Source organism: Paenibacillus sp. BK033 (genome assembly GCF_004345425.1).
Lineage (GTDB): Bacteria > Bacillota > Bacilli > Paenibacillales > Paenibacillaceae > Pristimantibacillus.
This window is the reverse complement of the sequence record NZ_SLVP01000004.1, coordinates 298,905-322,033: the sequence shown is the minus strand read 5'-3', so window position 1 is coordinate 322,033 and position 23,129 is coordinate 298,905. Positions and strand designations below refer to the sequence as shown.

General features: G+C 51.9%; 24 protein-coding genes. 6 read left to right on the top strand and 18 right to left on the bottom strand.

Annotated features, from left to right (window positions below):
* Positions 1–17 precede the first annotated feature (17 nt).
* From EV294_RS16340 to EV294_RS16330, 3 genes are all read right to left on the bottom strand, one after another.
* Positions 18–1,040 carry an efflux RND transporter periplasmic adaptor subunit gene (locus EV294_RS16340; protein ID WP_165930699.1) on the bottom strand — a complete coding sequence of 341 codons (1,023 nt, stop codon included), beginning with the start codon at positions 1,038–1,040 and terminating at the stop codon, positions 18–20.
* Positions 1,018–1,743 (bottom strand): ABC transporter ATP-binding protein, encoded by a 726-nt coding sequence (locus tag EV294_RS16335; RefSeq protein WP_132308588.1) that lies wholly within the window; start codon positions 1,741–1,743, stop codon positions 1,018–1,020. Before EV294_RS16335 ends, EV294_RS16340 begins: the two co-directional genes overlap by 23 nt.
* A gap of 187 nt (positions 1,744–1,930) precedes the next feature.
* Positions 1,931–2,488: a CatB-related O-acetyltransferase gene (locus EV294_RS16330; protein WP_165930715.1), complete on the bottom strand. Its 558-nt coding sequence runs from the start codon at positions 2,486–2,488 to the stop codon at positions 1,931–1,933.
* A 195-nt stretch (positions 2,489–2,683) separates the two neighbouring features.
* On the opposite strand from EV294_RS16330, the gene EV294_RS16325 reads away from it, so the two are divergent.
* The gene (locus EV294_RS16325) at positions 2,684–3,517 is read left to right on the top strand and encodes a lipoate--protein ligase family protein (protein ID WP_132308959.1); all 834 of its coding nucleotides are present in this window, start codon (positions 2,684–2,686) and stop codon (positions 3,515–3,517) included.
* Positions 3,518–3,671: 154 nt separating this feature from the next.
* Here EV294_RS16325 and EV294_RS16320 read toward each other — a convergent pair whose 3' ends face one another.
* The 14 genes from EV294_RS16320 to EV294_RS16255 all read right to left on the bottom strand — a co-directional run bounded on the left by EV294_RS16320 (position 3,672) and on the right by EV294_RS16255 (position 19,008).
* A complete protein-coding gene (locus tag EV294_RS16320; protein ID WP_132308584.1) occupies positions 3,672–4,433 on the bottom strand; it encodes a hypothetical protein in 762 nt (253 codons plus the stop codon).
* A 59-nt stretch (positions 4,434–4,492) separates the two neighbouring features.
* Positions 4,493–5,245 (bottom strand): GTP pyrophosphokinase, encoded by a 753-nt coding sequence (locus tag EV294_RS16315; protein WP_132308582.1) that lies wholly within the window; start codon positions 5,243–5,245, stop codon positions 4,493–4,495.
* A 111-nt stretch (positions 5,246–5,356) separates the two neighbouring features.
* Positions 5,357–5,950, bottom strand: a complete 594-nt coding sequence (locus EV294_RS16310) for a hypothetical protein (protein WP_132308580.1) — start codon at positions 5,948–5,950, stop codon at positions 5,357–5,359.
* A 41-nt stretch (positions 5,951–5,991) separates the two neighbouring features.
* Positions 5,992–6,864 carry a PhzF family phenazine biosynthesis protein gene (locus tag EV294_RS16305; RefSeq protein WP_132308578.1) on the bottom strand — a complete coding sequence of 291 codons (873 nt, stop codon included), beginning with the start codon at positions 6,862–6,864 and terminating at the stop codon, positions 5,992–5,994.
* A gap of 86 nt (positions 6,865–6,950) precedes the next feature.
* Positions 6,951–7,394: a threonine/serine exporter family protein gene (locus EV294_RS16300; protein ID WP_132308576.1), complete on the bottom strand. Its 444-nt coding sequence runs from the start codon at positions 7,392–7,394 to the stop codon at positions 6,951–6,953.
* A gap of 19 nt (positions 7,395–7,413) precedes the next feature.
* Positions 7,414–8,187: a threonine/serine exporter family protein gene (locus EV294_RS16295; protein WP_207918155.1), complete on the bottom strand. Its 774-nt coding sequence runs from the start codon at positions 8,185–8,187 to the stop codon at positions 7,414–7,416.
* 24 nt (positions 8,188–8,211) lie between these two features.
* Entirely contained in the window at positions 8,212–9,600 is a 1,389-nt protein-coding gene (locus EV294_RS16290) for an MATE family efflux transporter (protein WP_132308574.1), read from the bottom strand.
* A 29-nt stretch (positions 9,601–9,629) separates the two neighbouring features.
* Positions 9,630–10,826 (bottom strand): ROK family protein, encoded by a 1,197-nt coding sequence (locus EV294_RS16285; protein WP_132308572.1) that lies wholly within the window; start codon positions 10,824–10,826, stop codon positions 9,630–9,632.
* Between the two features lie 38 nt (positions 10,827–10,864).
* Positions 10,865–12,052 carry a response regulator transcription factor gene (locus EV294_RS16280; RefSeq protein ID WP_132308570.1) on the bottom strand — a complete coding sequence of 396 codons (1,188 nt, stop codon included), beginning with the start codon at positions 12,050–12,052 and terminating at the stop codon, positions 10,865–10,867.
* Positions 12,030–13,883 carry a cache domain-containing sensor histidine kinase gene (locus EV294_RS16275; RefSeq protein WP_165930714.1) on the bottom strand — a complete coding sequence of 618 codons (1,854 nt, stop codon included), beginning with the start codon at positions 13,881–13,883 and terminating at the stop codon, positions 12,030–12,032. The genes EV294_RS16280 and EV294_RS16275 overlap by 23 nt, the downstream gene beginning before the upstream one ends.
* 341 nt (positions 13,884–14,224) lie before the next feature.
* Positions 14,225–15,025, bottom strand: coding sequence for a carbohydrate ABC transporter permease (locus EV294_RS16270; RefSeq protein ID WP_481856077.1), 801 nt, complete (start codon positions 15,023–15,025; stop codon positions 14,225–14,227).
* 93 nt (positions 15,026–15,118) lie between these two features.
* Entirely contained in the window at positions 15,119–16,009 is an 891-nt protein-coding gene (locus EV294_RS16265) for a carbohydrate ABC transporter permease (RefSeq protein WP_132308564.1), read from the bottom strand.
* Between the two features lie 119 nt (positions 16,010–16,128).
* Positions 16,129–17,502: an extracellular solute-binding protein gene (locus EV294_RS16260; protein WP_132308562.1), complete on the bottom strand. Its 1,374-nt coding sequence runs from the start codon at positions 17,500–17,502 to the stop codon at positions 16,129–16,131.
* Positions 17,503–17,793: 291 nt separating this feature from the next.
* Positions 17,794–19,008, bottom strand: coding sequence for a polysaccharide deacetylase family protein (locus EV294_RS16255; RefSeq protein ID WP_132308560.1), 1,215 nt, complete (start codon positions 19,006–19,008; stop codon positions 17,794–17,796).
* Positions 19,009–19,185: 177 nt separating this feature from the next.
* Here EV294_RS16255 and EV294_RS16250 point away from each other — a divergent pair, with 177 nt between their 5' ends.
* Positions 19,186–19,815, top strand: a complete 630-nt coding sequence (locus EV294_RS16250; RefSeq protein WP_132308558.1) for an NAD(P)-dependent oxidoreductase — start codon at positions 19,186–19,188, stop codon at positions 19,813–19,815.
* 67 nt (positions 19,816–19,882) lie between these two features.
* Here the strand turns inward: EV294_RS16250 and EV294_RS16245 are convergent, their stop codons facing one another.
* A complete protein-coding gene (locus EV294_RS16245; protein ID WP_132308556.1) occupies positions 19,883–20,365 on the bottom strand; it encodes a glutathione peroxidase in 483 nt (160 codons plus the stop codon).
* Positions 20,366–20,550: 185 nt separating this feature from the next.
* Between EV294_RS16245 and EV294_RS16240 the strand changes: the two genes are divergently transcribed.
* The 4 genes from EV294_RS16240 to EV294_RS16225 all read left to right on the top strand — a co-directional run bounded on the left by EV294_RS16240 (position 20,551) and on the right by EV294_RS16225 (position 23,070).
* Complete coding sequence (locus EV294_RS16240) at positions 20,551–20,991, top strand: MarR family winged helix-turn-helix transcriptional regulator (protein ID WP_132308554.1); 441 nt, start codon at positions 20,551–20,553, stop codon at positions 20,989–20,991.
* A gap of 137 nt (positions 20,992–21,128) precedes the next feature.
* Positions 21,129–21,497, top strand: a complete 369-nt coding sequence (locus tag EV294_RS16235; RefSeq protein ID WP_127496192.1) for a GntR family transcriptional regulator — start codon at positions 21,129–21,131, stop codon at positions 21,495–21,497.
* A complete protein-coding gene (locus tag EV294_RS16230; RefSeq protein ID WP_207918154.1) occupies positions 21,497–22,393 on the top strand; it encodes an ABC transporter ATP-binding protein in 897 nt (298 codons plus the stop codon). Before EV294_RS16235 ends, EV294_RS16230 begins: the two co-directional genes overlap by 1 nt.
* Complete coding sequence (locus tag EV294_RS16225) at positions 22,390–23,070, top strand: hypothetical protein (protein WP_132308550.1); 681 nt, start codon at positions 22,390–22,392, stop codon at positions 23,068–23,070. Before EV294_RS16230 ends, EV294_RS16225 begins: the two co-directional genes overlap by 4 nt.
* The last annotated feature ends 59 nt before the right edge of the window (positions 23,071–23,129 follow it).

Sequence of the window (23,129 nt, the reverse complement as noted above, 5' to 3'; positions counted from 1 at the left end):
TCGCGAAAAAAAATGAATTAGTTCAGAACGATCGTCTGGCCTTCCTTCAGCCCGCGGACGATTTCAACCTCCGTTGCCGATTGAATGCCTACCTCCACGTCTACTTCCCGCAAAGCCTTTCCGTCCAGCACGCGGACAAACGTACGTCCCAGATAGGAACGGAGCCCGCTCTTCGGAATGAGGACCACATTCTTATGCTCCATGAGGACGATGGATACGTTCGCGCTCGAGCCGATCTCCGCCCCCTCCGGAAGCTTGCTGACATTCACGTAAAGCGTGCTGCTGTATTTGGATTTGAGGTCGGCATCGGTTGTGAGCGGAGCGGAGGACGGCGTCTGCACGACCTTGCCCGTCGTTTCAAAATTTTTGCCGGCGGTAATCACCGCATTCATGCCAACTTGGACTTCGCCGATGCTGCCGGCATCGGAAGAGCGATAGGAAAACCGCAGCTTGGTTGGATCCGCGACCCGGACAAGCGTCTGGTACGGCTGCACGAAATCCCCCTCTGCCAGCTCCTCGACAAAGATAACCTGGCCGTCCATCGTTGCACGCAGCTTGCTCTGTTCGGCCGTCTGCTCCAGCTTGTCCTGCTTCAGCTGTTCAATCTCCAGCTGCAGCTGGGCAAGATGAATCTCCTGCGCATTTCCGCCCTGCTTCGCTTGCTTCAAGGCGTATTCGGCGCGCTCCGCCGCCAGCTTCTGCTCGAGCGTCTGCACATCCAGACCGTCAACGACAAGCTCGGCCAGCAAATCTCCTTTCTTGACCTTATCGCCGGAGGAAACGTACAGCTTCTTCAGCCGTCCGCCCTGCGATTTGAACTGGGCGTATTCGCTTGCCGTGGATTCGAACACGCCGGAGCCTTTTACTTCACGGCGGATATCGCCCGTTTTCACCTCATCGGTTGAATAATTCTGCTCCGCCGGCTTTACGAGCGGCGGCTTTAAAGGTTCTTCCTCATTCGGGATAAGCGAGCAACCCGCAAGCAAGGACAAGCTAACGAGCAAGGCAAAAGGTAAACTATAATTTCGCAGCTTCAACAATGGTTCCATCCTCCAATTCATAGACTTCATCCACGATTTCCATGATCGCCGGGTCATGCGTCGTCATGACGACCGTCATGCCCTCTTCCCGGACAAGATTGCGCAGCACGCTTAAGATATGCAGCCCGGTCCGGCTGTCGAGCTCTGCCGTAGGCTCGTCGGCAAGAAGCAGCTTAGGCTTATGGGCAATTGCCCGGGCGATTGCCGTCCGCTGCTGCTCGCCGCCGGACATCTCGAAGGGACGGTGATGCATCCGCGGCTTCAGCCCGACGTAATCAAGCGCCTGCAGGGCCGCTTCCTTCCTCTCCGATGCCGGAACGCCGGCTATCCGCATGGCGAATTCCACGTTCTCGTAAGCTGACATAAGAGGAAATAAAGCAAAGGATTGAAAAATCAGCCCCATCTGCGTCCTGCGAATGTCCCCCCGCGCCTTGTCGGATAGCCCGCTAAGCGCGATACCGTCGAAATCCACAGTCCCTTCCGTGGGCGAATCCAATGCACCAAGGAGATTAAGCAGCGTTGTTTTGCCCGAACCCGATCTCCCCTTCAAGGCAACCAGACGGCCGCGCGCAATCGATAGATTAACGCCCTGCAGGACAACCGCAGCGCTGGAACCGCGTCCAAATGTACGCTTGAGCCCATCCACCCGAAGCAAGGTCTGCTCTTCTCTATAATCCCTGACATCGTGAGCAGAGTCCGTCATTCTCCTCAACCCCTTTTTTCTTCAGGCATCCTTATGCCGTTTTTAATGTAACCGCTGTCAAATTTCGTCGTTGCCTTGGATTTTACAGGAACTTACAGAAGGTGTAAATGCTATTTTTATATGGTTAGTAGTAATTATCATAGAAGACATAAAAATGAGCACACCTTCCGGCATGCTCCTCTCTCCCCTATTTACCCAGCCTCGCGCAATAACGGAAGAACGGCCTCAGATTCGCCTGTTGCAGCAGCGGAACGGCCGCTTCAATCTGCTGTGCTTCCCAGTCCCACCATTTCACTTGAAGCAGTCTCTCGATGACATCGGGCGGAAAACGGTACTTGATGATGCGGGCAGGGTTCCCGCCAACGATCGCATAAGGAGGTACGTCCTTCGTCACCAGCGCATGCGTGCCAACAATCGCCCCGTGACCAATCGTCACGCCGGACAATATCGTGGAGTAATGTCCGATCCACACGTCATTGCCAATCGTAACATTGCCATTGGAATAAGCCCCTTCCGTAAAATACTGCGTCATATACGCGGTAAAAGCGAACGAGCTGATCCACTCGTAATGATGATTGCCTCCCAAAAAGATCGTTGCGGTGTTCGACACCGAGCAAAACTTGCCGATTGTCGCAATCGTATTTTCCGTCCATGACAGCACGATTGGCGTTCCCATCGTATACGGACCTATAAACAGCTTATTGTTAACCTGCCGCGGAGGCAGCGCCTCCAGAATCGTCTTCATATTACTCAATGCTCGATCATCCCCCGACCTATCAACTTACCTGCTTAAGTGCAGTATATTCATAGAGCGCTTGCTCCGTACAGGCTACCCGGAAGGCAGCGGCGGATATGTGGCGGTTGCCCCCATGCCTTGTTTTGACGGGAAGGGATCAGTATGATGGGAGTATTGGAACTGGTAGAGAGGACGGTACGAAAGATGAAATGGAGCGCAATCGAGCAGCTTGGGGAACGGGGGCTTGTCCTGCTGGACCGAATGAATGATTTCTCGGAGGAGGATCCGCTGTATGCCTTTGCCTTGGACGAGCTGCTGTGCAGAAGCACCGGAAAAGGCGGACCGGCGGTATGCCATTTGTGGCGCCATCCCCGCGCCTTTATCATGGGACTGCGCGACAGCCGCCTGCCGGGAGCCGGAGCTGCCCGGGATCTGCTGGAGACCGCTGGCTGGGATACCGCGGTGCGCAATTCCGGCGGAGCGGCTGTCCCGCTGGATGCCGGCGTCGTGAACCTGTCGTTAATTCTGCCGAAAAGCGACGTGCTTGATTTCCACTTTCACGACAACTTCGAGCAGATGTACGAGCTTATCCGGATGGCGCTGCAGGCGTCGGGCCGGCAGGTCGACAAGGGGGAGATCAGCGGAGCCTATTGCCCCGGCGATTTCGACCTCAGCATCGGCGGCTACAAGTTCTGCGGCATTGCCCAGCGGCGCCAGGCTCATGCGGTCATCATTCAAGCCTTTATCGTGGCGGAGGGCTCCGGCGCGGAGCGCGCCCGGCTGGTCCGCTCGTTCTACGATATCGCGGCGGCAGGCGCGGATGCGGCCGACTTCCCCGTTGTCACGGCGGACAGCACCGCCAGCCTGGAGGAGCTTGCCGGGCTTGGGGCAGAAGCCTCGCTTGCGTTCGCGGCAGCGGTAAAGCAGGTCATTGCGGCCGCCCAGAAAGGTCTGCCCCCTGCAGGCAGCCTAATCCTGCCGACGGCCGAGCAGGTCCGCGAAATGGCGGAGACCCTTCATAACCGTTATGCGATATAGCGCTTGAATGAAAATAAGACCCTGCGAGGGTCTTATTTTCATTTCCTCTTTTATTCGCAGCTCGTTTAAGGTCCCTCAGGGCTCTTAGGCACCCTGAAAGCCTCCTGAAAGCCTCCTAACGCCAACCACTTTGCCTAGCTTGTTATAAGTCCGCTCACCCTAGCTCTTCCCCTAGCAGCTCCTTCAACCTTGGTACGACTACAGCCTTGAAATGCTGACGGTCTGCAGCCGTTACGTAGAGCACCGCTCCGGCACTCTCCTCCGTATAGTTCAGGAAATAACGATACTCCTCCACCGGCTTGTTCCGATCCACAACAGCGCAGGTAAACCACCAGTCCGTGAGCTCGAATGCACGTACGATATCCTCTTCTGCGTTAACCCGGTACCACAGTACATTTTTCAAATAAACCGGACGATCATTAGGCAGCAGCCAGACCGTATTGGCATCTACCAGCCTGCCGTTCACGAAAGCTTGCGCAGCCTCCGCTTCATCTTCCAGCGTGTAAGTTCCGTATCCCTCATAGACGGCAGCCCCGATCTTGCGCAGCAGCTCTTCGTTCAGCTCATCGAGCGGAACTTCCTTGAAGTAAGCCAGCAGCTGGTCCATCACCGCCTGGCTCGCCTGCGGGTCGCGTTCCGGCGCATAGTGGCGAAGCAGTATCTCCTTCACGGCCGTGCTAATCGCATGGTCCGGATCAAGCATGGCACCGGCATGAAAAGTCTCCGCCGCGTCCATCATCAAGCTCTCTTTATGCGGGTCCTTGTCCCGGTCCCAATTCGTATATTGAAACAAGACATCCGTATCCGGCTCGCGAAAAGCCAGAATAACCTTTGCCATGGTCTCGTAAGCGGCAGGCCCGTAACCTAATTCATCCCCTTCCAGCCGAAAAGGATGCGAATCGGTCATCAGCTTCAAACGCTTGTCCTCCTTATAACGACAAAAGTGCCGATAAGCGTGTATCGACACTCTCGTGCTTATTCATTTTCCGGCTTATCGCCGATCATCTCGAGCAGCGCGATTGGAATGTTGAACTGCTGATTGTCGATTTGCAGCATGCGGAGCTGCTCCTCGGCATCAATCACGTTGTCTCCCTTAAGCTCGCCCATCTCCATATGCAGACGCTCCATTTGGCGATCCAGCGCCGTTACCGAATCTGCGGCCGCCTTCAGCTCCTGCAGCAAACCTTCCGGTACCGCGGCATTGTATTTGTAGAAAATTTTATGCTCCAGGCTTGCCCAGAAATCCATCGCGATCGTCCGAATCTGCACCTCGATGCAGACATGCTCCACGCGGTCGGACAAGAAAACCGGCACCTCAATGAGCATATGCAGGCTTTTGTACCCGTTGGGCTTCGGATTCTTGATGTAGTCCTTAATCTCGAGCACCTTCAGGTCCGACTGTCTCTTCAGCATTTCGGAAATAAGATAGATATCTTTAATAAAAGAGCACGTAATGCGAAGCCCCGCGATATCCCGGATATTATTCTTGATGCTTGGCAGCGAAATCTCCAGGTTTTTGCGAACCAGCTTATTCATAATGCTCTCCGGGGATTTCAGCCGGGATTTGGTATGCTCGATCGGGTTATAGTCATGGAGCATTTGAAATTCCTCTTTCAGAATTTCGATCTTGGTCTCCATTTCGTCCAGCGCAAACTTATACGTCATCATAAAACGCGTAATCAGTTGTTTCAGTTGTTGGAACTGCGATACACTGCTAAGAAGATTCATGCTTCTTGCCTCCTGGCTGCGGCCGACTCTTTGCGTGAAGACCGGTAGTATTCCTATTCAGTATAACGCCCGCAAGGCCGCAATCGCAATTTTACCGCCTGCCGACCGCGTTTAGCCTTCTTTATTCGCGTAGCATTTTCCGTTTTTGCAGCCGTAGGAATAGATCTCCCCGGTATCGGGGTAGGTCATTCCCTTTCTGTCGAAATCCGAAGGCTCCGTCTCATCGATCCTTTGCTTTAAGAGGTAGGCCATCTCGGCAGACAACGGCACATCCCGCATACCCCCGATTGCAAATCCGGACGGGCCCTCATAAGCCGTTAATATCCAGCTGCTTCCGTCGTTCCTCTGCGCTTTGATGACATAGGTAAAAGCTTCTTCCAAGTTAGCGGACTCCTCGTTGGGTTCACCGAACAGGGTCAAAAGACAACCCCTGTATCTAGCAATCGCTTCCGTCTCGTACGCATAGCCGGCAAGCTTGGATGTCCCCATCGTATCCGCATTCACTTTGGTGAAAGTGACATCTTTAATTAAGCTGGCGGAATTTCTTATCCGCTCTTCATCAGCCTGATAATCATTAATAATATCTGCCTGAACCCTCGCGTCATAGGCATATTTGGGTTGTTCTTTTTCTAAGCATACGGTTAAAAACAGATAGGCCAAGCCCCCTACGATAATCGAAAACAACAGGGATTTCTTTCTGTTCACAGCATACCTCCACCAACCGTTCGTTTATCCGGTACAGCGCCCTACAGCCACTCGCCCTTCGCCACCGGGAACACTTTGCCGCCTATCTTGATCTCGAATTCCCCGTTCTTCTTCGAGGCATCAATCAGCAGCAGGGAGTCCCGTCCGACGGAGTAGCCTTGCTCTACCCGAAGCCGGATATCGCTTGCGCCAAGCACTTCATGCTCCAGCAGATAACCGGCCAGATTGCCGTTCGCGCTGCCCGTAGCCGGATCCTCGTAATACCCGGTATCATTCACGAACACCCGGACATGGAGATCGCTTTCTTCGTGCACCGTTTCCTCCGTGAACACGAGAAGGTTGGCGTCCGCCGTCTCCCGGAGGAACCGCGCGAACTTCTGATGATGAATGGCGCAGCGCTTTACCGCTTCCAACGTCTTCACGGGCACGATAACGGCTGGCAAGCCCGTCGATGCGACCCGGATCGGGAAGTCTGCGGCTATATCCTCCACGTTGATCTGGAGGATGTCCGCGATAACAGACGGATCAATGCTCTCGCCAAAAGCGGGCTGCTTCTGTGTCATCCACAGAACGGGATTCTCCCCTCCCTCAAACGAAACGGGAATCTGCCCCACGCCCAGATTCAACAGGATAGGGTCCTTCCCTTCCTTCTCATACAGATGCCGGATGACGTAAGCCGTCCCAAGCGAAGGATGCCCCGCAAACGGGATTTCCGCGTCAGGCGTAAAGATCCGAACGTTATAGCCCCCGTCTACCTGCTTGCCCGACGTTATAAAGGTGATCTCGGAGAAATTGAACTCCTTCGCAATCTGCTGCATTTCCGAAGTCTCAAGCTCTCTGTCCGGCAGAAGCACCGCCAATTGGTTCCCCTGATACTTCCTTTCAGCAAACACATCCACCATATAAAACTGCATTTTAGCAGCCTCCTCCCAAATGAGAAAACCTTATCGTATAAAAAACGCCCCCGTCTCATATTCGGACACGCCTTCTATGTACAGCCTTATAACCGCTCAAACCGGCGGATCGTCTGGTTAACCACCTCGGATAAGACGAGACCGATGGCAATCGTCCCCGAGATCATAAACGCTTTGACGCCAAGCTGAACCGCGATGTCATAGTCGTTCTCCACAACCTTGCGCATCGCATCGTAAGCAATGCCGCCCGGAACAAGCGGAATAATGCCCGCAACGCTAAACACGATAACCGGCGTCTTGTACAGCTTCGCGAACAGCTGGCTGATCACCGCTACGATAATGACCGCAATCAGCGTAGCCGGGATCGCTTCCAGCCCCATCTCCGCGCAGGACCTGTACAGCAGCCAGCCCACCATTCCTGCAACGCCGCATTGGGGAAGCATCTGCCGGGGCGCGTTAAAGATAAGACCAAAGGCCGCCGATGCTATAAAGCTTGTAATCGCTTGTTCGATCCACAACACTCCCGACATGCCCGTCCCCTCCCCAAGATTAATAAAATGACAACACCGCCGCGATGCCCGCGCCGATCGCAAACGCCGTGAGAAATGCCTCTACCCCTTTGGACAATCCCGACACAAGATGGCCCGCCATCAAGTCCCGGACGGCATTCGTAATATGCAGACCGGGCACCAGCGGCATAACCGAGCCGATAATGACGGTATCCATATGGAGGGCCAGTCCGCTTTTTACAAGCAGAATCGTTACCCCGCCAAGGATCAGGGAGGCTACAAACTCCGCAAACAGCTTGACCGGCACCAGCCGATGCAGCAGCACCATGCTCCCGAAGCCTAATCCCCCGGCCAGGACTGCCGCCAGAAAGTCATGCCACGGGCCGCCGAACATAACGAGGAAGCAGCCGCTCGAGACCGCGGCAACAAGCACCTGCAGCCAGGTCGGGTAGGCGAGGGGCGACTCGTCGATTTCCGTGAGCAGGCGGTGAGCCTCGCCCACCTCCAGCTTTCCTTGGCTGATGCGCCGCGAAATATCGTTCACAAGCGTTACCTTGCGAAGGTTCGTCAAGCGCTCCGAGATGCGAATCAGCCTCGTGGTTGGCACGGAAGCGTCCATCGCGAACAAAATGCCGGTTGGCGTGACATAGCTCTGCGCATCCGCAATACCGTAAGCAGCGGCGATCCGCACCATGGTATCCTCCACACGGTACGTCTCGCCGCCGTTTTGCAATATGATTTTGCCTGCTAGCAAGCAGGTTTGCGCGATCAGATGATAAGAATGAATCGGCTGCTCCATTACAGTTGAAGTCATGGCTTAATGCTCCTTATGCCAATGTTACGTGGCTGTCGTCACCGGTTGATCCGCGGGAGTCCGCTTCACCAGCGCATGCTTCTCCCACGCCCGGCTCCGCCAGCGGAAGAACATCGCAAAGGCCCGCAGCCATTCGTCGGCCGCAATCGCAAGCCAGATGCCGGGAAGACCCATATCAAGCTGGAACACAAAGAAGTAACCAAGCGGCAGGCTCATGCCCACCATCGACACCGTCCCCGCCCATAACGGGAACTTCGCGTCGCCGGATGCGCGAAGCGAATTCACGAGAATAATGTTGATTGTTCGGCCCGTCTCCAGAATGACGCTGTAGAGCAGGACGTTAGCGCCAAGGCGGATAATTTCCGGATCGTTCGTGAACATCGTCATCAATTGCTCGCGGAAAATCATGACCACGGCAATCATCACCGCGGTTGACGCGGATGCCCATCCCGTGCTGTACCATACCCGGTAATAAGCATCGGTCTGGCGGCCGGCGCCAATCATCCGGCCTACAATGATGGAAGTACCCAATCCAATCGAGAAGGCCATTAAATAAATAAACTGCGAGACATTGGCCGCATACTGACGCGCGGCAAGCGATTCTTCGCCAAGGAAGGTCGCGTAATACAGGAACACCATCTGGCAGCCTTGGTACATCACCTGCTCAAGCGCGGACGGAATGCCGATTTTTAATATTTTGCCAATATACGACTTGGATAATGTGAAATAATAACGCAGCTTTACGCGAACTTCCATAATGCGATACAGCATCCAGAAGAAAACGATCAGCGCCAGCGCCCGGCTGATGACCGTTGAAACCGCCGCTCCGTGAACGCCCATCTGCGGGAAGCCGAAATGCCCGAAAATCAATGCGTAGTTGCCGATCAAATGGACGATATTCATGCCGAGCGATACGAGCATCGCTTCCTTCGTGAAGCCATGCACCCGGATAATCGCCGATACGGAATTGATCAACGCCTGCAGGAAAATAAACCCTCCTACAAACGATAGATAAGCTTTGGCATGCTCCAGCACTTCGCCGTGCAGATTCAGGCTTTGCAGGATCAGCCCGTTAAAGGCGACAAACGCGATACTCAAGAGGAGGCCGACTATAAGGTTCAGCGTTATGCTGAGCGCCGAAATTTTGGCGGCTTCCTTCATCTGCCTCGACCCGATGTATTGCGCAACAACAATCGAAGCGCCGTTGCCGATAACCTCCAGCACAAGCAAAGCAATAAACAGGTATTGGTTGGAGGCGCCCACGCCCGATACCGCGTTATCCGAGATTGCGCTCAGCATAAAGGTATCGGCCAGGCCCATCAGCATAAATAACAATAATTCCAGAAATATCGGCCATGTCAGAAATAAGAGATTAAACTCCTTCGATGGCTTCCCCGCATGTGCGGCCGTCATGATGACACCTCTTCTTAAGTCAAATTCTTCTACGGCAGCTGCTTCAGCACCATCACGGCCGCACCGGCCGCAACGGCTTCTTCCTTAAGCAAACCTTTCGAGAACAACGGCTTATACTGCGGATAATAATAAGTGTGGCTTCTTGCTACCTCCACCGCCGTCTCAAACACGCTTTCATGCGCATTAAGAAGTGCTCCCCCCAGAATAACCTTCTCCGGATGCAGCACGTTAATTAAATTCGCCAGCCCGATTCCGAGATAAGCAGCAGCCTGCTTAAATTTCTCCTGCACCATTATATCACCGGCCGACAGGGCGTGGAGCAGTTTTTCGAATCTCCAAATTTCGCCGTTGCCGCTGCCGCTGTCACGCAGCTCACGACCTTGCGGCAGCGCGCCCGCCAAGGCCAGTCTTCGCATCTCGTTCTCAATGGCATGAACCGACACGAAGGACTCGAGCGCCCCGTCAACGGCGCTTCCAGGCCGAGAAAGTTCGCCGGCCTGAATAATCATCCGGCCGATTGCCCCCTCCATATCGGTTGCTCCGTACACAAGCTGGCCGTTCGACATAACGGCCGAGCGGAGACCGGCGCCGACATGCACATACAGCATATGCTGATAGCGCTCGCTTCTCAGTGCCCAATGCTCGCCTACCAGCGCGGTATTCGCGCCGTTATCGAGCAGAACCGGGAACTGCAGCCGTTCCTCAAGCAGCCCGCAGATCGGCAGGTTACGCCATCCCCGGGCAGGGAAATAAACGGGATCCAGAATAAGACCCCGTTCACGGTCAAGCGGACCTACCGCTCCAACACCCATTCCGAGAATGCTGGACGGCTGCAGGCCATGCTCCTTCGTAAACTGGCGGACAGCCTCCTGCACCCGGTTCAGAAATACTTCCGGCGTCATGCTCTCATCCATCTTCCAGCGTATGGCCGACAGCCGGTTCATATGCATGTCGTAAAGGCCTATGGACGAGTAGATCCGCGAGATCTCCAGTCCGAACAAATAGCCATAGGTTGGATTCGTCTCGTAAAGAATCGGTCTTCTTCCCCCGGTAGAGCTGCCGCGCCCATGCTCGCGCAGCTTGCTTGCTTCAAGCATCTCTTCCAGCAGCCGCGTCATGGTGCTGCTTGGCATCGAGAATTCCTTGATCAGCTCAGCGCGCGATACGACACCTCGCTGAGCGATGTAGGCATAGACCAGATTGGCCAGTGTCTTCGTAATGGACATAGGACTCCTTCCTCTACCCGAGTTTGTTTTCGATAAGATTACAACGGTTTTTCGATACCGTCCATCCGGTGACGCTGACGGAACTCCGATGGCGTCTCCCCGTACTTCTTGCGGAACAGCTGCGAGAAATGGCGCATATCCTGATAGCCGATCCGCTCAGCGACATCGGCAAGCTTCAGCTTGGGATTCAGCAGCATCTGCTTGGCTTGCTCCAGCCGCAGTCCAATGACATACTCCTTAAAGCCCGCGCCGGTCTTCTGCTTGAACAGCTGGCTGAAGTATACCGGATTCAGGTATACGATAGCCGCAACCTTCTCAAGCGACAGATCGGCATGATAATGCGTCCTGATATATTGCAGGGCAACCTCAATGGACTGATCGCTTCCGCTTGCGTAATGCTCATACACCTGCGTGGACGAAGCTTGCCTCATCCGCTGCACTTCCCCCGGCACGGCGTTGATATCCTCGATCCGGTCGGTATGCATAATCTGGAACGGCACGCGCAGATATTTGATGAGGTGCGTGCGCAGCTCTTCCAGAAGACTAGTTATCGTTCCGCCCTCCGGAAGCGTAACAAGGCCAAGAAGGCTCTTGCTGTCGTAAATGGTGACAAAGCCCTGGCCATGCTTCTCGATCAGCTCGCCCAGCACGTTCTCGATCATGAAATGCTCGAGCTGAACAACCTTGTCGCTCTCCATCTTGACCATAATCAGATTGAAATGCGGATGGCTGTCCATAAACGGACTCATATCGATGCGGCCGATATCAAGCCCTTGAGCCCAGCGCTGAAAGACCGCTTCCCGCAAATACTTGCGGTTCGTCTTCAGGAGCTCGGCTTCCTCCGTCAGCTCCCGTTCGTGCTCGATCTCCCCGCTGATCTTCTCGATCATCTCGGCCAGCACTTCCTTGCCTATCGGCTTAAGCAGGTAGTCCTTGGCTCCAAGGCGCACGGCCTCCTGGGCATAGCTGAACTCCGAATAGGCGGAGATCACGACCCACTTCACCCGCGGATAGATGCTTCGGGTCAAATTCATCAGCTCCAGACCGGTCATGCCCGGCATCAGGATATCCGTAAGCACGATATCGATCCGGTTCTTCCTCAGCTCGGCGACCGCTTCTTCCGCGTTGACGGCCAGATAGGTGCTGTACGCCGGAAACCGATTGTTTAATGTTCGCTTTATACCTTCCCGTATGACGTTCTCGTCATCCACGATTAATATGTTCATCGCCCGTTTTACCTCCTCTGGCTGGCAGCGGTATTGCGATAATTACCGTCGTTCCTTTTCCTAATTCGCTGGAAATACGCAAGCCGTACGGCTCACCGTACATAAGCACAATACGGCGGTGCACATTCGGCAGTCCGATTCCTCTTCTGCCGCGTCCCTCCTGGGCAGCATTGTAATTGCGGCCGGGGCTGGAATCCTCGAGCATGGCATGCAGCTTATTCAGTTCCTCTTCATCGATGCCAACGCCGTTATCTTCGATAACAATACGCAGCTCATTGGCCTCTTCATCGGCTATGGTGGATACTCTCAGCAGTCCCGGACGATCGAGAGGCTCAAGACCGCTCTTCACCGCATTTTCGATGACGGGCTGAATCGTCATCTTCGGAACGATAGCATCGAGCCATATGCTGTCCACCTGAATTTCGGTGCTGACGCGCCCAACCAGACGGTTCTCGATAATCGTCATGTAATGCCTCATTTGCTCCAGTTCCTGGCGGAGCGTCGTCTTCGAGGCTTCCTCCCAGTCGCTGCTGTAGCGGAACATATGCGACAGCGACAATATAACGCGGCCCAGCCGGTCATTCTCCCGCTCGTCCAGCATCCAATAAATCATATCCAGCGTATTGTACAGGAAATGCGGGTTTACCTGCGACTGAAGCGCATGCAGCTCCGCGTTTTTCTCGCTTATGGACGCGAGGGTAATCCGCTCAATCAGCTCGTCGATCCGATGAACCATCCGGTTGAAGGAGGAGACCAGGCTGTTAATTTCCTCGAAGGATTTGACGTTTACCGCTCCCCTGAAATTACCCAGCTCAACCTGCTTCATCTCCCGGATCAGCAGCTTAAGCGGCGACGAGATGTTGCGCGAGATTAATGTCGCCAGCATCGTCGAGAGCAAGATGACGGCAATAATGACGGCAAGCAGATACAGTCTCGTCTGAACCAGCTCTTCGCTGATGTCCGACTTGGGCGTCAGCCCGAATACCGTCCATTCCGCAACGGCTGTTTTGGCAGCAACGATTAATTGACTGGTCTTATTATCAACAACGATCTCATTACCCTTAGGTCTAGGCAACCCATTAAAAGAAGGCACTGCCTGCGACTCGCCAGTTGGCTCCATCGACAAATCATCCTGATTTTTATCCGTCGATGCGATTACGCCGTTGTTCTTATCAACAATAAATACCCGGCTGTTTGGGCTGATCGACGCGTTAGACAAGGCCGATAGAATCGGATTCGGATCCGACTCGATCAAGACAATGCCAACCGGCTTATAGTTATTCAGATCAAACAGCTGACGTCCAAATACAAACACAGGCTCTGGCAGCATGCTGTTAATAACCGAGCCTTTCATCAAGCCAAGCCATACCATTTCGCCTTTTGAATTTTTAAGCTTGCTGTACCAATCAGCAGACGTGTAATCCTGATTGACTAGGCCGGCGAACCGCCGTTCATAGTTGTACAGCTTTCCTCCATTGGTCATGACATGGATGCCTATAATATCATCTCGCGAAAAGTATGCGGCTCCAATAATATTCGTAATCGCCCGTTCATTCATGACACTGACGCTTATATTCTTCTCATTGTCTGCTTCCTTAAGCAGTCTGGTCAATTCATAGTTACTGTTAAGTGATTTGGTCACGCTGTCATATCCTTCGAGAAGCAGATCAAATAACCCTACCGTTTGGGAAACGTTCTTCTCCGCAAGATCACTGATCTTTGAATGAATAATCTGGGTTGTCTTCTGATAATAGAGGAAGCTGACCAAGATGAGCAGCGTCATCATCGATGAAAACAGCAATAAAAACAACCGATTCTGTATAGAGTGCATGCCATGATAACGCGCCAATTTTTGAATCCTCCTAAAAGAATGATCACGCTTTTTGTGATCATTCTACTTCGTAAGCATCAACTAAGAATGATCACGCTTTTTGTGATCATTCTACTTCGTAAGCATCAACTTAAGAATGATCACGCTTTTTGTGATCATTCTACTTCGTAAGCATCAACTAAGAATGATCACGCTTTTTGTGATCATTCTACTTCGTGAAGCACTAATGCTCATTCCCTCATTGTAACACATGGCGAAACGGTTGCGCTGACCTGTGGCAGCGTAACCGTTTCGGTAAAAATCTACAAATCGCTTAAAATTCAAAAAAGCGGAGAAGGGGATTAACCCTTCACCGCGCCTGCTACCATACCTTTTGTGATCTTATCTGCGAGCAAGAAGTAAATAATGATAACCGGCAATGCCCCAAGCACGAGGAATGCGCCGATCGCTCCGTAGTTAACCGAATACTGGCTGACGAAGCTGTATACCCCGAACGGCAATGTTTTCAATCGTTCGGTCGAGATAAAGGTTGCTGCCAGGATGTACTCGTTCCAGATGTTAATGAAGGTCAGAATACATACCGTCATCATCGGCGGAACCGATACCGGCAGGATAATGTTCCAGAATATCCGGAAGACGCCTGCTCCGTCCACGATTGCCGATTCTTCAATTTCATTAGGAATCGACTTCATGAATCCGCTAAGAATAAATACGGCAATTGGCGTCTGGAATGCAATGTAAGGCAGAATGAGCGACCAATGCGTATTCAGAATATGCATATTCTTGAAGATAATCATCAGCGGCAGCAGTGTCGCCTGCATCGGAATCATCATCCCGATCAGGAAGACAACCATAACCGCCTGACCGTATTTCCACTTGAAGCGGCTGATGGCAAACGATACAAGCGAGCTGAGGAACAAAACGCCAACCATTGTTATCAATGTAACTTTCAAGCTATTAAGCAGATATTTAACGTAATTGCCCGACTCCATCGCAGCGCTATAGTTACCCCATTGCAGAGCATGCGGCAGAGCAAAGAATTGGCCGGACAAAATTTCTTCGTTAGTCTTTAACGAGTAGATAGCCAGCCACAAGAGCGGATACAATTGGGTGACAATCAGAGCTGACAGAAGAATCCACATCAATATTTTCCCGATCGAAAATTTTCTTTGCGGCTTTATTCTTGGCAGCACTGCTGTAGTTGTACTTTGGCTCATAGTCGTATCCCTCCTTCGTTACGTGTATTTCCGTTCCAGACGGTTGAATCCATAGTTGATGACCACTGTTGCGACAAGACAGACTACAACCAGAATGGCTGCAATGGCACTTCCGTATCCGTATTTCATCGACAAGATTGACATTCTGTACATATGCGTCGCGATAACGTCCGTTGCGTTACCAGGACCGCCGCCTGTCATAACCATAATCATGTCGAACGATTGCAGCGAGCCGATAAAGGCAAGGACAATCGAAATCTTGAAGATCGGAACGTTCATTGGCAAGGTAATATACCAGTCAGCCTTCAAGCCTTCAGCGCCATCAATTTTGGCTGCCTCATAAATATCCGACGGAATGTTCTGAATACCCGTAAACTGGATGAGAGTGTGATAACCAAGGTATTGCCACAAAGCGACGAAGTACAAGCTGTACATCGCGATATCTGGATCCGTCAACCACTGCTGGGACCAGCTGTGCAGGCCTACCCAGTCAAGCACCTGGTTAAGCATGCCGCCCATGGACGCAGGGTTGTAGATTGTTTTCCAAAGTTGTCCGATAATAACAACCGACAAAATTACCGGCATAAAATAGCTGGATACAAGGAAATTCGGCTTCTTTACGAAGCGGCTAAGCAAGATTGCGACAAACAAAGCAATTGGAATTTCAAGCATGGAAAATACAGCAAACATCAGGGTATGGCGTACAGCCGGCCAAAATACGGCATCATGGAATAACAATTTATTGAAGTTGTCCAGACCGATGAATTTCGATTCGCCGATCCCGTTCCAGTCGAGCGTACTCGTATACAGGGAAACGATGATTGGAACAAAAACCAGACAGACATAGAGTATCAAGCACGGCAGCACGAACAGCGCTATCGTCAACTTCGAAACCTTCAGTACGTTCATCTCGTGTGCCCTCCTATCTTTTAGCTATTTTTTTAACATCCGTACAAAAGGGGTTCCTGGGAGAGAACCCCTTTTGCACGGTGTGCAGCTTTTTTATATTTTTATCTATTGTTCAATGCTTATTTATTGCTTTCGTAAGCGGTTTGGTGCTCTTTTGCAACTTCAGCCGAATCCTTCTTCTGAACGAAGATGTTTTGGATGGAAGTCAAGTGGCCTTGGGAAGTGCCAGGGTTCATTGTGTTATCGAACGACAGGTCGCCGCCTTTAACATCTTTGAACAGGTCCAGTACGCTAATTGCCATGTCGGAGTAGCCAGCAGCTTTGAAGTCGCCGTCCACTTTTTGAGCAAGACCTACAGCACCTTTAACTGCGAAGGCTTCTTTAGGGAAGTTCAGCATGAAGTAGTTCAGGAAATCTTTGGTTTCTTGCAGGTGTTTGCTGTCTGCAGAGATCGCGAATGCGGAACCTGGAGCAAGCATGAATTGGTTAGGATCGCCTTTGCCGTTTACCGTAGGGAATTTGAATACGCCTACTTTATCCTTCAGAGCTTCGGATGTTTCGATACCGCCAGTTGCCCACGAACCCATGTAGTACATAGCAGCTTTACCCGTTTTGAAAATGTTCTCGCCGGCGTTATAGTCGAACGATGTAACGCCTTCTTGGAACGCCCCTGCTTGAATCAGGTTTTGCATAGCGTCTACAGCTTCAACGAAAGCCGGATCTTCGAATGTTTTCTTGCCGGCTACAACATCAGACAGGAAGCCAGGGCCGCCGTTTGTGCGAAGCAGGATGTTCATGAACAGGAACGAACCCGTCCAAGTATCTTTTTCACCGATTGCCATTGGCTGGATGCCTTTAGCTTTCAGGGTTTTAACGTCTGCGATCATTTCTTCGAATGTTGTTGGCGGGTTAGCGATGCCAGCTTGCTGGAACAGATCTTTGTTGTAGTAAACAACGCCGATGTTGTTGCCGTCAGGCAATGCGTACAAGTTATTGTCGAATGTATAGAAGTCAAGAACGCCGTCTTGGAATGTATCTTTCAGGCCGTTTTGCTCAACCATGTCGTTCAGCGGTGCAAACAGTTTTGCGTCAACGTAAGGCTGCATTTGAGCTGCCGGGTTAACGATTGTGATGTCCGGCACTTCATGCGAGGCTGCTTGCGTTTTCAGTTTTTGCTTTTGTTGGTCGGTATTCAAGGAGTCCAGCTCGATCTTCACGTTTGGATGATCAGTTTCGTATTGTTTAACGATCTTTTTCATCATGCCGTTTTTCGGATCCGTTGGATCTGGATAAATGTTCTGGAAAGTAATCGTAACTTTCTCGTTGCTTGCCGGCTTTTCTGTAGCCGCGTTTGTCGCTCCCGCATTGTTGGAAGCGCCGGAGTTGGCATTTTTGTCGCCGTTATTGTTATTCGAGCCGCATGCTGTCAAGCTGATTGCCAAGGAACCTGCAAGTACAAGACCAAGAACGCTCTTCATATTCATTTTAGCCATTTGTTTATCCCCCTTGTTTGTGATGCTTTTATTATCTTGAAATCTGCAAACCCTTACAATGTGTGAACTTAGGATATCAGGTAGGTTTTCTTTAGGTCTTGAGATTCCCCACCTTGAAAAAGCCCACTCGAATACTGTCGAACTTTATTGAACCGTGCGGTTATTATTTGTTCCTTCCGGCTTGGAAATCCTTCCGGAGCGGATTTCCAGGGGTTTCCACGACAGCAGAAAAAAAGCCGCATCCCGGGTCCTGTTGACCGTGGGATGCAGCTTTTTAGGCTAAGAGCGCCGTTATGCGGCTGTAATTTTGTATTGCTTCTTATGCTTGCTGAAGTGGAGCTTCATGCCTTTCATCTTGCAGTATTCCTTCAGAGGGATCATAACGCCGTTAGGACCTTTGTACGGCTGCTCCTTGAATGCCGCAGTCTGCCCGTCCAGATGAACCATAACCGGCGCATGCTCCAGATCCAGCGCCTTCAGCTTCTCCATCAGCTGCTTCGCAGACTCGCCTTCTCTCGCCCCGTTCACGCGGAAGCCGTTTGTCTGCCCGCGGCCGTTAATCCCTTCTTTAACCGTAAAGGACAGCGAAATGCCCACTTCCTTCAAAATGTCCAGCACTTCCGCATTGTAAGCCCCGTAAGGAAAAGCGATAATGCCTTTTGTATTGCCGAGCTCTTCCTTCAGCCGCTTCTCCGCTTTCTCGAGATCGGTCTTCACGCGGTTATGGTATTCCTCATCCGTCTCGACGCGCTGTTCTTTCTTCAAATATTGATGGCGCGTCAGAACCGGCTTCGTCAAGCCGTCCGCGCGCATAACGCCATATTTGTGGCTGTCGTAAGTATGGTTATAGAAGGACATGCCGGACTTTTGCATCTCTCGCATCTGGTCCCAGGTCATCTTCGGACGGCCGACCTGCTTCGGCTTATCCGCATTGTCCGCACCGGAGACGATGACAAAATTAACGGCCGGATAATTATGTTGCTTTAATACAGGGAAAGCATCCTTATAGAAGGTCTCGTATCCATCGTCAAAGGTCAGCAGCACCGCATTGTCGGGAACATTGCCGTTATTTGCGATAAAATCCGCATACTGGTCGATTGAAATGACATGGAAACCGTCGGTTTTGAGCAGCTCCATCTGCTCCTTGAACAAGTCAAGCGAAATAGCGGATTCTGCCTCCGCGTTATTGGTTTTCTTGGCCGCTTTGTCTGACAAATCATGATACATCAGTACGGCTACCTTGTCCGAATAATAAACGCCTCCGCTGCCCGGATTTTCCAGCGTCCATTCCAGCTTCGATTTAAAGGTTGACTCCAGGAATGAGGCCGGCACCATCGGTTCGCCGTCGACCAAATCCACAGCAGGAGGCTGCTTGAGCTTCTCGCCGTTTACGTAAAAGCTCACTTGCTTGGCGTTATCCGGCGCTGAACATGCAACAGCCAATAGTCCCAAACCGATCATAAGAAGAACAACATTTGTCCAAAGAGCTGCACGCGCACGAAACATTCACTTACTTCCCCCTAAATAATCAATCCATTTCATAGTTTTACAAATACTGGTCAACATTAGACAAAAAAAATATCTGCGATCTAGTACATCTACTAAACGCAGCATATCGCTGGAATGTTGCTCCATTATGATAAATATTTAATGTACAATCTATTATATATGGAGGGAGATAAAATGAACATTGCTATTTTCGGGGCAACCGGCCGAGTCGGACGCATCCTTGCGGCGCTTGCGCTCCGCGACGGGCACGCGGTAAAAGCCCTCGTCCGGAGGCCGGATAAATTACAAGAGCTGGCAGACAGCTGGCCCGGGCTGACTCTGGTGGCGGGCAATACGGTTTCCGCCGGGGACGTCAGCGAAACCTTATCCGGGGCCGATGCGGTTATCAGCGCCTTAGGCACCGACGGCGGAACCGTCTTGACGGACAGCTTCCCGCTTATACTCGAAGCCATGAATCGGTTAAAGATCAAGCGGATTGTAGCCGTCGGCACGGCGGGAGTATTGGACAGCCGGACTGAACCGGGCCTGCTGCGGTATCAATCCAGCGAATCGAGAAGATCGCTCACGCGGGCAGCCGAGGAGCATCATGCGGTGCTGCGGCTGCTGGAGGAGTCCGGACTCGATTGGACGCTGGTCTGCCCGACTTACTTGCCTGACGGTCCTGCCGAAGGAGGTTACCGGCAAGAGCGCGGCTATCTGCCGGAGAACGGAACGCGTATTACGACGGGAGATACCGCCGAATTTGCTTATGCCCAGCTGTTCAGCAGCCAATATATGAGGGCAAAGGCGGGAATTGCCTATTAGAAGAAAAAGCCGGGCTTTTGCGTTAGCAACGCAAAGCCCCGGCTTTTTTTATAGCGGAGAGTTAGGTTTACTTGGCAAGCAAAGCCTGAATCTCGGAGTCGATCCGCTCCGGCGTCACGTTTGGACCAAACCGCTTTACGACTTTGCCTTCCTTGTTCACAAGGAACTTCGTAAAGTTCCATTTGATGCGCTTCGAGCCAAGAATGCCGCGGGCGTCCTTCTTCAGCTTCTGGAACAGGGGATGCGCCGTGTCGCCGTTAACGTCGATTCTTGCGTAGAGCGGGAAGTTGACGCCAAAGTTCAGCTCGCAGGACTGCGCAATCTCCGCGTTATTCTCAAGCTCCTGATTCATAAACTGGCTGCTGGGGAAGCCTAATACGGCAAAACCCTTCTCTTTGTACGTGTCATGAAGCTTCTGCAGTCCTTTGAACTGCGGGGCAAAACCGCATTTGGTCGCCGTGTTTACAATGAGCAGCACCTGGCCTTTGTACGGAGCAAGCGTTTGTTTCTCGCCTTTAATCGTGTTTACTTCAATATTGTATAAGGACATCTTTCATGCAACTCCTTTTAAATGAATTGTTATTGATTAAATTGTATGCAATTTATTTGGGAAAGTCAAATACCGATTTTTTCTTTTTTGACACGTTTCAGAGGCGGTGCTACAATACAATCACCCAATTAATTTGCATACAATTTATATAGAGACGTTATAATCAACAAAGGGGTGCTGCCACTATGGACACAAGCGAACTGCTGAAGCTTGAGAATCAGCTTTGCTTTGCTTTTTATTCTTGCTCAAGAGAAATTACGAAGCTGTACCGTCCTTTGCTCGCCGAGCTTGGACTTACCTATACCCAGTACATTACCATGCTTGCCTTATGGGAGCAGGACAATGTATCCGTCAAGGAGCTGGGATCGAAGCTCCTCCTGGATTCCGGAACGCTCACGCCGTTGCTTAAGAAGCTGGAATCCATGGGGCTTCTGACAAGGGCGCGGGACAAATCCGATGAACGGCATTTGATCGTCCGCTTAACCGGGCAGGGTCAGGCGCTTAAGGATAAAGCCTCCTGCGTGCCTTTGCGGTTATTTGAAGGCACCGCGGTTGAGCCGGAAGAGATCTTCGCCTTGCGAAGTCAGGTGCAGACGCTGATGAGCAAGATGAACGAAGCTACCTAATAGGGAGACGACTTTCTGTGAAGAACAGGAGGTCGTCTTCTTTTTTGTTATGCCTATTGACTCCGTATGACGCTTCTTGTATAGTTGATTACATGAGTAACCAACCACTCAGGTAGCTAAGAGGTGAGGAAAAACATATGACCTTAATCATCGACGATAGTCGCCCTATCTTTGTGCAAATCGCAGAACGAATCGAAGACGACATCATTCAAGGAAGGCTTCCGGAGGAATCGCAGGTCCCTTCGAAGAACGAATTCGCCTCCTTTTATCAGATTAACCCCGCTACAGCGGCGAAAGGCGTCAACCTGCTGGTGGACGAAGGAATCTTGTATAAGAAAAGAGGGATTGGAATGTTTGTAGCCACGGGCGCGCGTGCCGTGCTGGTCGAGAAGCGCAAGGAGCAATTTTTCGAGCAATACGTCGTAACCATGATGCGGGAAGCCGAGAAGCTGGGCATTTCGGCGGATCAATTAACGGAAATGATTCGGAGAGGGGAGGCCAAATAATGAGCAACGTTGTTGAAGTAAATCATTTAACCAAATCGTACGGGAATGTTACGGCCGTTCACGAGGTGTCTTTCAAGCTTGAGGCGGACAAAATTTACGGCCTGCTGGGAAGAAACGGTGCAGGCAAAACCACGATTATGCATATGATTACCGCTCAGCTGTTCGCGACAAGCGGCGTGCTGAAGGTATTCGGCGAGGAGCCGTACGAGAATTCCCGCGTGCTCAGCCGAATCTGCTTCATCAAGGAAAGCCAGAAGTATCCGGACAATTACACGGTAAACGACGTGCTGGAGCTGTCTTCCTCCCTGTTCCCGAACTGGGATAGAGCGTTTGCCGAGGAGCTGGTCAAGGACTTTCAGCTGCCGCTGAAGCGGAAGATGAAAAAGCTGTCACGCGGCATGCACTCTTCCGTCGGCATCATCGTCGGGCTGGCCAGCCGCGCTCCGCTGACGATTTTTGACGAGCCGTATCTGGGTCTCGACGCCGTTGCCAGAGCCTTGTTCTACGATCGGCTGATCGAGGACTATTCCGAGAATCCGCGGACGATCGTCCTGTCGACGCATTTGATCGATGAGGTAAGCCGTCTGCTCGAGCATATCATCGTCATCGACGGAGGCAAGGTGCTTATTAATGAAGATGCCGAAGAGCTTCGCGGCTACGCCTATTCGGTGGCAGGCACGGCAACCGCGGTTGAAGGCTTTATCGCCGGCAAAACCGTTATATCGCGCGAACCGTTCGGCGCGCTTCTGACAGCGGGGATTACCGGCAGATTATCCGAGCAGGAGCGGAAGAAAGCCGATGCTCTTGGCTTAGCGCTCTCTCCGATTTCCTTGCAGCAGCTGATCGTCCAGTTAACGAGCAAAAAAACGGATGTTAAGGGAGGCTCCCGTATATGAACCGAATTGGCAATGTCCTGAAAATGCATCAACGCGACAAGTTCGCTTGGCTGATCATCCCGTTCATGATTCTTGGCTCCAGCTTTGTGATCAATCTGATCGTCGGGTTCCTGAGCGGCGTCGAGATATACACCGGCGGTCTGATGTCCATCTTTATTTACATGCTTGTGCTTGGCATCATTGTACTCCCTCAAACCTTCCCTTTTGCCATCAGCTTCAGCGTCCGCCGGACGGACTATTACGCGGGCACCGTCTTACACGCGTTGATTTCCGGTTGTATCTCGGCTATTATTCTGCTGCTGCTTAGCGCAATCGAAAAAGCGACCAACTTCTGGGGTACGGGACTCCACTTCTTCCATCTTCCTTTTTTGACGGACGGCAATATCGTTCAGCAGTTTATCTTTTACTTCCTCGCCCTTGTTCTGCTCTTCTTCTGGGGCTTCGCGATCGGCAGCGTATTCCGGAAATTCCGGGCGATCGGCTTATTCGTCCTGACGCTGGCCTGCCTGCTGGCGACAACGATTATGACGGTCCTCATTATCTCCAAAGACTGGTGGGATGAGATCGCGAACTGGTTCATGGATCTGACGGCCTTCGAGCTGTCGCTGTGGTTCCTGCCGATCATCCTGATCTTCGCTATCGTCTCGTTCGTGCTGATCCGCAGATCGACCGTCTGATATTCGCTTCCCCCTTATCCGGCATCAGTGTCATTGGCTACCGCTGTTGAATACAACGG